We start from the raw sequence: 11,780 nt of genomic DNA on the forward strand, positions 1-11,780 counted from the left end.
TAACAAAGCACATGGAGAGGGAAGATGCTCGTGACAGTATTAAAGCACATTTATAAAACTGAGGTATTTTATGGCGAATGGTCATCCATTAGCTTATTTAGATAATGCTTCTTCCTGCCAAAAATCACAGGCAGTCATTGATGCAATAACAAAATGCTATAGCGAATATATGCAAATGCAGATCAAAGTGTCCATACACTCTCACCGTGCTAGAACAGGTCAGAGAACAAGTATGTTTATTAATACTAGGTTGGTAGATGAAATAACTTTCACTCAAGGAACAATCGAAGCTATTCATTGAGTGGCGCTCGTAGCCCACCATATTGATGGGCCGCTATCGATACTTAACGCCAAAATGGGCGGCTGTAATCTCGTTTGATATCATCACGACTCAGGCCAATATCTTTTAATTGATCTGTATTCAATCGCTCCAGTATATTGGTTGTTTTACGCCGCTCATTCCATTGATATGCATATCTGTATGTTTTTTTCCATAATCGAATAAAAATGTTGTGGCGATTCTTTGTGGCTTGTACGACTGACGAGCAGCACTCATCTATTTGATCTTCAATTATATTATTCATCATGACTCCTCGTCAGTAGCTGAGTCATTAGCATGAAACTTTGGCGTAAAACATTACAGATGCAAATTAGGACTATTATTTCCATACAGATGTGAGATATATGAACTGAATGGTGCAAATTAATGCCATCTGTACTGGTTGCTACTTAATTAGGTGATATCAATGACTCGTTACCAACAACTGGCTGACATTCTTAGTCAGCGGATTAAAGAAGGGTTGTATAGCGCCGGTGAACGACTCCCTTCCGTCAGAGTATTGAGTGACGAACATGGTGTCAGCATCAGTACTGTCCAACAGGCTTATCGACAATTGGAAGAGCGCCTACTTATCGAAGCGCGGGCAAAATCAGGCTATTTCGTACGTTGCTGCTCAAACCTACCTTCTTTACCCGCGACCTGCACTCATGCACAGCGGCCAGTAGAGATCTCTCAGTGGGAAAATACGCTGGCTTTCTTACAAAGAAGCGGGCAGGAAGATATCACCTATCTGGGGGCTGGTTCACCGGATCTGTCTGCGCCGGGGCTTAAAATACTGAGTCGCTTGTTAAGCCGCGTTAGCCTCCATCAGAGTGAAGAAGTGCTGGATTATGACAATATTTACGGCACTTTGGCACTGCGTGAGCAAATTGCTCGCTTGATGCTGGACAGCGGTAATCACCAATCGGCTGAGAATATCATTATTACATCTGGCTGCCATGGCGCATTAGCTGTGGCGCTGGGCGCGGTCTGCCAACCCGGTGACATTGTTGCTGTTGACTCCCCAAGCTTTCATGGTGCGATGCAAACTTTGAAAGGAATGGGTATGAAAGTCATTGAAATTCCGACGGATCCGGTAGTCGGGATCAGCTTGGAAGCCTTGGAAATGGCCTTGGATCAATGGCCGATTAAGGCGGTTCAGCTTACACCGACATGTAATAATCCGCTGGGCTACAATATGCCCAATGAACGTAAAAAAGCGCTACTGTCACTCGCTCAGCGCTATGACATTGCGATTATTGAAGATGATGTTTATGGTGCTTTGGCGTATCAATATCCGCGCCCACCGACGATTGCTTCATTTGACGATGATGGGCGTGTATTGCTATGCAGCTCTTTTTCTAAAACAGTCGCTCCCGGTTTGCGTATTGGCTGGATTGCCCCTGGGCGCTATTTAGATAAAGCGCTGCATATGAAATATATTTCTGCCGGGCGGGTCGCCTCTCTGCCTCAATTAGCAATGGCTGAATTTATCAAGCAGGGGCATTACATGCAGCACTTGCGCCGGATGCGCCGACAATACCAACGTAATCGCGACATTATGACCAGTTGGGTGATGAAGTATTTCCCACCGAATACTTGCCTGAGCAGGCCGCAGGGGAGTTTTATGTTATGGGTCGAATTGCCACACGGATTTGATAGCCAGCGGCTTAATCGCTGTTTGTTGCCGCTAGGGGTGCAGGTTGCCGCCGGGCTTATTAGCTCAGCTTCGGGAAAATATCGTAACTGTTTGCGCCTAAGTTACAGTAAGCCGATGACGATGGAAATTGAACGTGCAGTACAAAAGGTGGGTAAGACGATTTATGAATTGTTGGCAGAGACTGAATCTCCGAAAGCACCAGAAAAGCAGAACCAACCATAGGTTGGCTCTGGGTATAATTTAATTTGGCAGATATTTATTGACGTAAATAAATTTGCGGTAGGGCCGTTTCAGGGTGACGTGAAATGCCCAAATCGGCCTGATACCAGCGAGTTAGAGTCTCAGCATTGAGCACTTCTTCTGGTGTGCCGCAGGCCACGAGTTCACCCTGCGCCAGCAGCAAAATACGATCGGCATACAGTGCCGCCAGATTCAGATCATGCAGCACACAGCACACTGCTAAAGGCTCTTGGAGGGTGAGCTGGCGCAGTAGACGCAACGTATGTTGTTGATGATACAAATCTAATGCGGATGTCGGTTCATCAAGGAACAGCCAACGCGGCGTCGGTTCGGGTTGCCATAATTGTGCTAACACCCGCGCAAGTTGTACTCGTTGCTGCTCACCACCGGACAGTGCACGATAGTCACGCTGTGCCAGCGCCAGACAGTCCGTCTGGGCCATCACTTCTTGTAATGCATGCCGGTTTTGCGTCGCCCCATAAGGCGCGCGCCCCATCTGAATCACTTCACTGACACTAAACGGAAACGCCAAATCACTGTATTGGCGCATCACTGCGCGGGTGCGGGCCAATGCTTGTGGCTGCCAGCTATTGAGGTTTTTCCCCAGCAACTGACACGCGCCATCTGATGGCTTAAGGTAACCGGTTAATAACCGCAGTAACGTGGATTTCCCTGCACCGTTTGGCCCGATAATCGCCACCATTTCACCGCTGGCAATTTGTAGTGAAACGTTATTAATCAGTTTTCGGCCCTGTACCTGATAGGAAAGCTGATTTGCTTCTAATAACGCCGTCGGTGTTATTGCTGCAGTGTTCATTCCTGCCATATCAACCACTACGTTGCTCCCGCTGACGTAAAATCAGCCACAGAAAATAAGGCCCACCCAGTAGGCTGGTTATCAACCCGACAGGCATTTCAGCCGGAGCAACGAGGGTTCGCGCCAGTGTATCCGCAGTCAGTAATAAGCAAGCCCCACCCAACGCAGCACCGGGCAACAGCCAGCGATGATCAGCACCAATCCGCATGCGGATAAGATGTGGGACAACCAAGCCGATAAAACCGATAACCCCACTGACTGCCACCGCGGCACCAATCAATACTGCGCTGAGTAACAGCAAGCGCAGCTTGGCTTGCCGCACATTGACGCCAAGGTAATGCGCTTCTTCATCCCCTAACTGCAATAGATTCAACTGACGTGCCTGTAATAAACCGAGTACACAAGCGGGTAAAATTAACGATGTGGCGACCAGAAGTGTCGACCACTGTGCTTGACCCAAGCTCCCCATGCTCCATAGGGAGAATTGGCGTAACTGCTGGTCATCACTGATATAAGTCAGTACCCCGACCGCCGCACCGCATAGTGCATTGATTGCAATGCCCGCCAACAGCAAGCGCGATAAGTTGCCATGCCCCCAGCGGCTGAGGGTAAAAATAATGGCAGAAATGGCCAGACTGCCGATAAAGGCTCCCACCATATGGCTATAAAGCGCCAACAGTGGCGGTAGGCTGAATGGCATGACAATAATCAGCCCGACACACAAGGCCGCGCCGCTGCTGATACCCAATAGGCCTGGGTCTGCCAGCGGGTTGCGGAATAACCCTTGCATGATGGCGCCGGAAACCGCCAGCGCACATCCGACAACCACGGCTAATAGCACGCGGGGTAGGCGGATATTCAGCCAGATATGCCACATGGCATCATCTAATGATGCATGCCATAACGTGCGAAACGAGAGGGTTAATGCCCCCATATTGGCCGAACCGAGCGCTAATAGAATCAGAATCATCAGCAAGATGCCGAGCATCAGGCGTGGATGGATACGGCAATTCATTGCGCTTGTTCCATGCCTTTGCGCAGTTGCGCCAGCACTTGCGGTGTTTCCAGACCAAAGCCGAGCAATGCCATATCATCGATCACTAACAGGCGTTTATTTTTGCCAGCGGGTGTCAATGCCATGCCCGGTAATTTCCAGATACCATCATTGCCACCCAGAGCTCTTACACCGTCACGGGTAATTAGTAATAAATCGGGTGCGCTGGCGATAACCCCTTCTTGCGATAATGGACGATAGCGGCTGAAGCCTTGCATCGCATTATTGCCACCGGCAGCTCGGATCATGGCATCTGCTGCAGTATTTTGACCTGCGGCCATCGGCGTTAAGCCGCCGTGGCTCATGACAAACAGCACTTTGACTGGCAGTGGCGTGTTGCTCACTGCGCTCAAACGTTGCTGATAGTCTTTAATCAGTTCTTGCCCTTTTTCCTGCTGATGCAGTGCTGTAGCGACCGCATTTATCTTCGCTGCCACACTTTCTGTCGTTGTTTGACCCGGTATGGTGACCACGTTCACACCACTGTCTGCGACTTGTTTGAGCACCAGTGAAGGTTGCGCAAGTTCGCTGACCAGCAGCATGGTTGGTTTCATTGCCAGAATCCCTTCGGCGTTGAGCATGCGCATATAACCAATATCAGGCAGCTTCTGCACTGCCTGAGGTTGCAGACTGGTACTGTCACGGGCCACAATCTCGCCACCTGCACCCAGTGCATAGGCGATTTCTGTTACATCACCACCAATGGTGACAATACGTTCTGCAGCCAATGTATTCAGCGGCAACAGCCAGGCGCTCAGTGACAGAATGAAAGGGAGTGACAGCAACCTTAGTCTCATGCGGCGATATCCTTATTGTTTAGGCGAGCAATCTGGTCACGCCATTGGTTCTGCTCTGGTTGGCCTTCAGTACGCTGACCGTAAAGCTGAGCAAGTTGGGTGCCGTCGGCGGCAAACAGTTCCAGACTAGTGACAAACCCGTCTTTGGTTGGCTTGCGGGTAATCCAGCTTTCAGCAATGGCTGTTTCGATCAGATGTAGCGTAAAGCGCTTGTTGAAAACATTAATCCAGTCTTGATGTGGGGTTACTTTCTCAATCATGCCAGTGAAGATTTGTACACAACCACGGTTACCGACGAAAATCATGATTTCGTTCTGCTCCTGTTGCGCGATATTCAGCAATTGCGTCAGTGAGCTGTTATCAACCTGGTAAGCCAGGTCATCGCCGACGGCACGGAAGGCTTGTTGGCGAGTCAGATTATTACGTTTGAGCAACTGGAAGAACTGGTGCACATCAGTCATGGCACGCCATTGAGCATCAACGGTATCATCAGTGGCAGTCGGTTCAGTCACCTCGATTGTGCTTAGTGGCTCCAACTGCAATTCAGGGTTTTCTGCACTGATGAATTTTGCCAGTAGTGCATCCCAAGCGGCCATGTCAGTCCCTTCTGTGACATACACTTTATGTAAAGCATCGCCCTGATGGTCGAAGAACTGAATGCTATGGCGCACACCGTGGCGCGTTTCTTCGGTCAAAGTAAAGACACTGGCCCACTGATTGAGGAACAAACGTAAATCCAAGTTCCGTGGATTGAGGATCAAACCGGCATGACCATTCAGATGTTGATTCTCGTAACGGCCCATTTGCTCATGTACGGCATAAGTGTTGCGAGTGATCGCTTTGACTTCACCCACCGTTTCCAATGCTGCCAATAGAGTGCGAGCATCGGCGTGCAAACGTTTAGCATCATGTCCAACACGGCTGTGAGTCAGTTCCGCTTCTGAAATCTCCATCAGGGTGGCTAAATCGCGCGCATATTTGCCCGGATTATCCGCTTTGTCTTGGACGTACTGCTCATATATTGACTTGCTCATGATAACTCCCTTGTTCTATTGATTTTTTATATGCAGGTGACAGATGTAAATGATAATCCGGTAATCCACAGATTGGATTACCGGATGTGTTATTTCAGACTATCTTTTTTGTATCAGTTACCACTGATAGCTCACGAACAACTTAGCGTTGCGGCCATCTTGAGGCACGCCTTGTGGCGCGTAATACTCTTTGTCAAAGGCGTTACCCAATACCACGGTGGTGGTTATCCCCTTCAGCTGTTCCCGGCCTTTATAGCTGACATAAAAGTCATTGAGGCCATAACCTGCCTGACGTTTACCTGTGCTTAACGGCTGAGAACGGTCAGCGAAGGTAGCAATCCAGCCGACAGCAAAACCGCTATTGGCAACCGGTACATCTACAGTGCTCGTGACGGTATCCGGGTTAATGGATTCGAGCCAAGCATTGGTATTTTGGTTTTTGCCCCGAGTACGGTTATAGGCCAGATCCCAGCTAAACACGCTGGTCTGGTAAGTCATGGTGGCATCCCAACCCCAGATTTTTGCCCGATCGATATTTACCGAGGTGGTGGTCATGGCAGCCATGCTCACCTTGGTATCGATATAGTCTTTAGCATTGGTATCGAAATAACTGGCTTTGAATTGCAAATCATCGTCAGCCATCAACAGGTTGCTAAAGCGCAGACCAAAACCATATTCTTGAGTTTCGTTGGTTTCTGGTTTCAGATTGGGATTTGGCACCCAATAGTTGGTGATCACTCTTCCCGGAGCGATAGGGATCGAGAAGTGCTTCGAATCGTTATACATCTCACCCATGGTTGGTGCGCGGAATGCTTGAGCATAGGAGCCGAACAGCATCAACCAGTCAGTCGGCATAATGCTAACCGCACCGCGTGATGACCATTTATCCGCATCGACATCAGCGTAGCCGTCACTGCTACCGCGATAGTTGTCATAGCGCGTCCCGGCTAAAAGGGACACCGGCAGATCACGCAGAGTGATTTCATCTTGTAGCCAACCAGAACCAAAACGAATGTCGGCCTGTGGGAAGCTTTCGGTGGCGCCACCTGGCGTTTGTTCCTGTTTATAGGCTTCAGTACCGTAAGTCAGTAAATGCGAGGCAAAACTATCAGTGAACAGACGGGTACGGTTTTCCAGTTTTCCGCCTTCCGTTTTTTGCTTGCGCCCCTCTTCAAGGGAGCCTTGTGGGCGTGCATTGATTTCTACTTCGGAATAATAAACTTGCGCCGTGGCATTCAACCACTCTTGGTCGAGCGGCTTAATGTTGTAGCTGAACTGTGCATCGCGCTGGATTGTTGAGCGGTTTGTCAGGACATTGCTGCTAGACGCCGTGCTGGTCTGCGGGTTCTTTGGCTCTATCGCATTGTTGTTGTAGTAGCGTAGATTGGCGCTCAATGACTGTACTTGATCAATGCGCCAGGTTCCTTTTGCCAACACATTGCTGATGGTTTCATCATTGGGTGCATCAAAACCGTCACTCTGGCGGATATTACCAATATCACGGGTACCAAAGGAGATAACACCATCAACATCATCAGTGCGACCAAACGCGCTGGCACCCAGACCGAAGCTATGGTCACCCGTGGCAGCTGAGCTATATACGCGATAACCGCTATTTTGGCCCGGTGCCAGTAAATCCGCAGCATTCACTGTCTCATAAGAAATAACCCCACCCAATGCACCACTGCCATAGAGCAGTGCGGATGGGCCACGAACCACTTCAACACGTTTGACTAGCGCAGGGTCAAGGAACGTCGAGTTCAGGTGGCCGGTATCAGTGCCTTGACGGATACCATCAACCAACGTCAGTACACCTTGCTTACCATAACCGCGCAAGGTCACATCCTGGCCATTAACACGACCGCTTCCGGTGACGGTCAGTCCCGGTATTTTGCGTAGCATGTCGGCTGCAGAAGTGGCGGTTTCGCTGGTCGGTGAGTTTGCCTCGATCACTGTCACCATCATCGGGGCTTCAAAGCTACTGCGCTCATTGCCCGTGGCAGTAACGACCATCGTATCGGTGGGGTGTTTTTTGCTGCTGGTTGCAGTGGTGGTATCAGCCGCTTGAACAGCAAGAGGCAGGGTGCAAGCGATTGCCAAACTGAGTGGCGACCAGCGGAAACGGTCAGAAGTGAAACGAGGCATGTCGGCAATTCTCCATATTTTCTATGCAAAAAATTAATCTGCAAAACAAATAGATAGGTTGCTGGCTGCCTTGATTTTAGAATCTGGGTGGCTTGCATTGAGCATCATCCCTTCGTCCTGGATGTGGCTGTATTACGGCAACATCAATAACTCAGGTTTAGGATGCATATTATTTAGTCAGTATCAGTTTCCCGGCCTTAGTTTGACGCAGTTGATAACACTCGCCCTGATGGACGATAAAGGCCACCCCGTGCCCTCTCAGTAGCTGTTCGCTGTTGACAGACAAGGGTTTACTTGCTGTTGGATGCGCGACAGCAGATTCGTCGTTCAATATTGGCGTCTTATTCAACTGTTTATCCATACAATCAGCAATGATAATCTGTATCAATATGATAAGCATTATCAGTCATGATTCAATGTTACATCAAGACATATTTATTGTTAATTTGCTTTTAATAAGCGAGCTAATCTCTGTTCAATTAATGTGTAGACTTGGTGATATGTTGTCGGGCCTTCAATCATTTGGCTGATATTACGTGCTACATCTTCCCGCGTGACCATGCCATAAGCCTCAAACGGGTGCTCCAGCAAGGTCATCGCCTGGTAATTTTGTCTTCTGATTGGCCACTAATTCGCTCAGATCAATATTTATAGTCAGCTAATTAAGCTGTAGTTGATGGATTAAATTATAATAATAATCATTCAATGAATCACTAAAGTGAGAAACGTTGATCCGTACCAGTAAATAAGGATGACAAGCATTCAAATCTGATAGATTTTTAGGCTATTGAATAGGGTTGTGCGGATTTTTAGAGCTAGATAAGTGGAATTATCTTTATTTTATGTTGAAAATACTGGCCGTGGTAGAAAGGTGAGCTAACGCCATAAGATTGACGCTAGCTCTGCCCACTCATCTTTAGGCCAAATAATGCCGGAACCAGGCTATTGTGCGCTCCCAGGCAAGGTCAGCAGCGGCTTTGTCATAACGCGGTGTTGAATCGTTGTGAAAGCCGTGATTAACCCCCGGATAAATATAGGCTTCATAGGTTTTATCTGCAGCCTTGAGGGCTTCTTCGTAAGCGGGCCAGCCCGCATTAATATTGCTATCCAATTCGGCATAATGCAGTAATAGCGGGGCTTTGATGCGGGGAACATCTTCTGATTTCGCCTGACGCCCATAGAAAGGTACCGCCGCTGCAAGTTCGGGATAGGCAACTGCGGCGGCATTGGCAACACCACCACCATAACAAAAGCCAGTAATCCCGACCTTACCGGTGGTTTCTTTACTCGCCATCAGAAACTCTATTGCTGCAAAAAAATCATTCATCAGTTTGGTTGGGTCGATCTGCTGCTGCAATTCACGACCTTTATCATCATTACCGGGATAGCCCCCTACAGAGCTGAGTCCATCAGGCGCGAGTGCAATAAACCCGGCTTTAGCCACGCGGCGTGCCACGTCTTCAATGTAAGGATTTAGCCCACGATTTTCGTGAACCACGACGACCGCAGGAAGTGGGCCAGTCGCTTTGGCGGGGCGAACCAGATAGCCTCGGACTTCACCGTGCCCGTTGGGTGAGGGGTAGGTAATATACGCAGGAATGATATCTGGATCAGTGAACTCAACTTGCTGAGCCAGTGCATAATTTGGACTGAGTTGGCCCAGAATGGTTATGGCTGTCAGCCCGCCGACGGTATATTTTGCCGCCAATTCAAGGAACTGCCGCTTGGTAATCCTACCGTGGGCATAAAAGTCATAGAGTTCGAGCAATTCAGGGGCAAAATCTTTTGCGGTAAGACGGGACATCGGCATGCTCCTTCCATCGGGCGTAAAATATTAACTTAGCAGATAGCAGAGTGACTGTTGAACATTTTTTAACCATGAAGGGGAGGTAGCTAAAAGAACGGCATACCTTGATGTGACCTGAGTTATCTGAACACTAAACCGCCATCGATCAATACGCTTGTCCTTCGGCGTAAATCAATCCATTTACCCATACCGAAAAGGTATCACATAAATGGTATTGGATGAGTATTTTGGACAAAACATATACTTCAGTCATCAAAAACTGAAGGAGTGAATCCATGAATAACGAACGATATACCCGAGGGTTAGCAAAGCTCAAAGAGATAGATGGTCAGGCTGGAGAGGGCGTGATTAACAGCCTGAAAGACATTGCCCCTGACTTTGCACAGTTGCTCATTGAGTTTCCGTTTGGCGATATTTATTCAAGGCCAGGGCTTGACCTCAAAACCCGAGAGCTTGCGGTGGTGGCCGCGCTGACTGCTATGGGGAATGCTACGCCACAGCTCAAAGTCCATCTTCATGGCGCTCGCAATGTTGGTTGCTCTCAGCAAGAAATAATTGAAGTTATTATCCAAATGGCTGTTTATGCAGGTTTTCCTGCCGCCCTCAACGGTTTGTTTGCAGCAAAAGAAGTTTTCTCCCATGAGGCGAACCTATGAAACCGATGGCAATCTGTATGCCGCTAACTGGTCTTCAGGCCGTGTGATACGTTTTTCGTCTCAAGGTGAGCGAATGGTTTTTGCCAGCGGGCTTAGTGGGCCTTCCGGATTAGCCATTTCTCCCCAGGGTGATATCTATGTCGCTTCCTACAATGAAGATTTGGTCTGGCAATTTACGTCGAACGGCAATAAGACTGTTTTTGTCCGTGGGCTGGCTATTCCTGCGGGGTTGTCTTTTGATAGTAGGGCCCGATTGTTGATAGCAAACTGTCGGACTAATCAGATCCTTGCCACGCATCCTAACGGAGAAATAGAGGTTGTAGCCGAAGGATTACTAACCCCGGTGGGTGCCGTTGAATTGCTTAATGGTGATCTATTGGTAAGCAATATCGCAGGGGAGGATGCCGTCTATGTTGTCGACTATGGCGGAACGACGGTCAGCCGTGTTAACCGACAAGGTATTCGTACCGTCAGGCATGGTATCCGAAAGCACTATCGAGGCTTGAGCATGAGGGGTTAACTCTCTGATCTGAATGGCGAGAAACAAGGGCCGGAGTCCAATATCTGGTTTTTTATATCAGCCCTGTTCCCTTTCTTTTCTTATGGCTGTATAAATAAACAGTATATAGGCATATAAAATATAGGGATATATCATCATGATCACCAGAATGAAGACACATTGTAAAGACGATACCTGCCCATCTTGCGTCGTTGCTGGCGGTTTTATCTTTCTTGCCCACCATTCGGGAGGGCACGAGAAAGTTGATATTGAGTTCCAAATCAGAGCTTCTCTGAATGCATTACGAAAAACATTACGTTCGGTTAATGCTGAATTAGAGGATATGGTTCAACTGAATCTTTATTTACGAAACCGTGCTGATTTCGATAAAGCCCGCAATGTTTTCCCGGAGTATTTTACCGAGCAGCAATATCCAGTAAGAACAACATTATTTACTGATTTTGTTAATGAAAGCTGTCTTTGTATGTTGGATGGTGTGGCGTTTAAATCAGAGTAGGTTTGCGGAATATCTGTGGAGTTGAACGTCGCTTGCGACGGCCCCGTCGGGGTGAGCACTGCTTGCAGGGCGAATAGTCGAACCTGTTCGATGAAGAGTCCAAACGTTAGAAAGCAAAAAACCAGCTATTAAGCTGGTTTCTTTAAATATGGTGCCCGGACTCGGAATCGAACCAAGGACACGGGGATTTTCAATCCCCTGCTCTACCGACTGAGCTATCCGGGCAACGGGGCGC

The 11,780-nt window shown here is 48.4% G+C and carries 14 protein-coding genes and 1 tRNA gene; 5 read left to right on the forward strand and 10 right to left on the reverse strand.

Annotated elements, in window-relative coordinates; translation table 11 throughout:
- Nucleotides 1-70 precede the first annotated feature (70 nt).
- Nucleotides 71-301 (forward strand): aminotransferase class V-fold PLP-dependent enzyme, encoded by a 231-nt coding sequence (locus DJ58_RS24145; protein WP_071985012.1) that lies wholly within the window; start codon nt 71-73, stop codon nt 299-301.
- A 43-nt stretch (nt 302-344) separates the two neighbouring features.
- Here the strand turns inward: DJ58_RS24145 and DJ58_RS07235 are convergent, their stop codons facing one another.
- Nucleotides 345-587, reverse strand: coding sequence for a DUF1127 domain-containing protein (locus tag DJ58_RS07235; protein WP_226977640.1), 243 nt, complete (start codon nt 585-587; stop codon nt 345-347).
- A gap of 159 nt (nt 588-746) precedes the next feature.
- On the opposite strand from DJ58_RS07235, the gene DJ58_RS07230 reads away from it, so the two are divergent.
- Nucleotides 747-2,201 (forward strand): aminotransferase-like domain-containing protein, encoded by a 1,455-nt coding sequence (locus DJ58_RS07230; RefSeq protein ID WP_004706959.1) that lies wholly within the window; start codon nt 747-749, stop codon nt 2,199-2,201.
- A 34-nt stretch (nt 2,202-2,235) separates the two neighbouring features.
- Here DJ58_RS07230 and DJ58_RS07225 read toward each other — a convergent pair whose 3' ends face one another.
- The 8 genes from DJ58_RS07225 to yghX form a co-directional block, all read right to left on the reverse strand.
- Nucleotides 2,236-3,036 carry a heme ABC transporter ATP-binding protein gene (locus DJ58_RS07225; protein WP_032910507.1) on the reverse strand — a complete coding sequence of 267 codons (801 nt, stop codon included), beginning with the start codon at nt 3,034-3,036 and terminating at the stop codon, nt 2,236-2,238.
- A gap of 10 nt (nt 3,037-3,046) precedes the next feature.
- Nucleotides 3,047-4,051 (reverse strand): FecCD family ABC transporter permease, encoded by a 1,005-nt coding sequence (locus tag DJ58_RS07220; protein WP_032910388.1) that lies wholly within the window; start codon nt 4,049-4,051, stop codon nt 3,047-3,049.
- Entirely contained in the window at nt 4,048-4,887 is an 840-nt protein-coding gene (locus tag DJ58_RS07215) for a heme/hemin ABC transporter substrate-binding protein (protein ID WP_032910389.1), read from the reverse strand. Before DJ58_RS07215 ends, DJ58_RS07220 begins: the two co-directional genes overlap by 4 nt.
- Complete coding sequence (locus DJ58_RS07210) at nt 4,884-5,921, reverse strand: hemin-degrading factor (protein ID WP_004706963.1); 1,038 nt, start codon at nt 5,919-5,921, stop codon at nt 4,884-4,886. The genes DJ58_RS07215 and DJ58_RS07210 overlap by 4 nt, the downstream gene beginning before the upstream one ends.
- A 117-nt stretch (nt 5,922-6,038) precedes the next feature.
- On the reverse strand, nt 6,039-8,066 hold the full coding sequence (locus DJ58_RS07205) for a TonB-dependent hemoglobin/transferrin/lactoferrin family receptor (RefSeq protein WP_004706964.1): 2,028 nt from the start codon (nt 8,064-8,066) through the stop codon (nt 6,039-6,041).
- 169 nt (nt 8,067-8,235) lie between these two features.
- Complete coding sequence (gene hemP, locus DJ58_RS07200; protein ID WP_032910509.1) at nt 8,236-8,427, reverse strand: hemin uptake protein HemP; 192 nt, start codon at nt 8,425-8,427, stop codon at nt 8,236-8,238.
- An 80-nt stretch (nt 8,428-8,507) separates the two neighbouring features.
- Nucleotides 8,508-8,657, reverse strand: a complete 150-nt coding sequence (locus tag DJ58_RS23465; RefSeq protein WP_153802877.1) for a hypothetical protein — start codon at nt 8,655-8,657, stop codon at nt 8,508-8,510.
- 325 nt (nt 8,658-8,982) lie between these two features.
- Nucleotides 8,983-9,870 (reverse strand): YghX family hydrolase, encoded by an 888-nt coding sequence (yghX, locus tag DJ58_RS07195; protein WP_032910390.1) that lies wholly within the window; start codon nt 9,868-9,870, stop codon nt 8,983-8,985.
- A gap of 278 nt (nt 9,871-10,148) precedes the next feature.
- Between yghX and DJ58_RS07190 the strand changes: the two genes are divergently transcribed.
- The 3 genes from DJ58_RS07190 to DJ58_RS07180 all read left to right on the forward strand — a co-directional run bounded on the left by DJ58_RS07190 (nt 10,149) and on the right by DJ58_RS07180 (nt 11,545).
- On the forward strand, nt 10,149-10,529 hold the full coding sequence (locus DJ58_RS07190) for a carboxymuconolactone decarboxylase family protein (RefSeq protein ID WP_004706968.1): 381 nt from the start codon (nt 10,149-10,151) through the stop codon (nt 10,527-10,529).
- Complete coding sequence (locus DJ58_RS07185) at nt 10,513-11,049, forward strand: NHL repeat-containing protein (RefSeq protein ID WP_138070088.1); 537 nt, start codon at nt 10,513-10,515, stop codon at nt 11,047-11,049. Before DJ58_RS07190 ends, DJ58_RS07185 begins: the two co-directional genes overlap by 17 nt.
- A gap of 136 nt (nt 11,050-11,185) precedes the next feature.
- Nucleotides 11,186-11,545 (forward strand): RidA family protein, encoded by a 360-nt coding sequence (locus tag DJ58_RS07180; RefSeq protein WP_004706970.1) that lies wholly within the window; start codon nt 11,186-11,188, stop codon nt 11,543-11,545.
- Nucleotides 11,546-11,694: 149 nt separating this feature from the next.
- Here the strand turns inward: DJ58_RS07180 and DJ58_RS07175 are convergent.
- A tRNA-Phe gene (locus tag DJ58_RS07175) sits at nt 11,695-11,770 on the reverse strand.
- Nucleotides 11,771-11,780: the final 10 nt, after the last annotated feature.

It is taken from the genome of Yersinia frederiksenii ATCC 33641, from assembly GCF_000754805.1.
Taxonomy (GTDB): Bacteria; Pseudomonadota; Gammaproteobacteria; order Enterobacterales; family Enterobacteriaceae; genus Yersinia; species Yersinia frederiksenii.

Excerpts from the sequence above, each read along its gene's own strand:
- DJ58_RS07210 (WP_004706963.1), bottom strand. The coding sequence starts at position 5,921 with ATGAGCAAGTCAATATATGAGCAGTACGTCCAAGACAAAGCGGATAAT.
- DJ58_RS07185 (WP_138070088.1), top strand. The coding sequence starts at position 10,513 with ATGAGGCGAACCTATGAAACCGATGGCAATCTGTATGCCGCTAACTGG.
- hemP (WP_032910509.1), bottom strand. The coding sequence starts at position 8,427 with ATGGATAAACAGTTGAATAAGACGCCAATATTGAACGACGAATCTGCT.
- DJ58_RS07205 (WP_004706964.1), bottom strand. The coding sequence starts at position 8,066 with ATGCCTCGTTTCACTTCTGACCGTTTCCGCTGGTCGCCACTCAGTTTG.
- DJ58_RS24145 (WP_071985012.1), top strand. The coding sequence starts at position 71 with ATGGCGAATGGTCATCCATTAGCTTATTTAGATAATGCTTCTTCCTGC.
- DJ58_RS07180 (WP_004706970.1), top strand. The coding sequence starts at position 11,186 with ATGATCACCAGAATGAAGACACATTGTAAAGACGATACCTGCCCATCT.
- DJ58_RS07235 (WP_226977640.1), bottom strand. The coding sequence starts at position 587 with ATGATGAATAATATAATTGAAGATCAAATAGATGAGTGCTGCTCGTCA.
- DJ58_RS07190 (WP_004706968.1), top strand. The coding sequence starts at position 10,149 with ATGAATAACGAACGATATACCCGAGGGTTAGCAAAGCTCAAAGAGATA.
- DJ58_RS07230 (WP_004706959.1), top strand. The coding sequence starts at position 747 with ATGACTCGTTACCAACAACTGGCTGACATTCTTAGTCAGCGGATTAAA.
- yghX (WP_032910390.1), bottom strand. The coding sequence starts at position 9,870 with ATGTCCCGTCTTACCGCAAAAGATTTTGCCCCTGAATTGCTCGAACTC.
- DJ58_RS07220 (WP_032910388.1), bottom strand. The coding sequence starts at position 4,051 with ATGAATTGCCGTATCCATCCACGCCTGATGCTCGGCATCTTGCTGATG.
- DJ58_RS07225 (WP_032910507.1), bottom strand. The coding sequence starts at position 3,036 with ATGAACACTGCAGCAATAACACCGACGGCGTTATTAGAAGCAAATCAG.
- DJ58_RS07215 (WP_032910389.1), bottom strand. The coding sequence starts at position 4,887 with ATGAGACTAAGGTTGCTGTCACTCCCTTTCATTCTGTCACTGAGCGCC.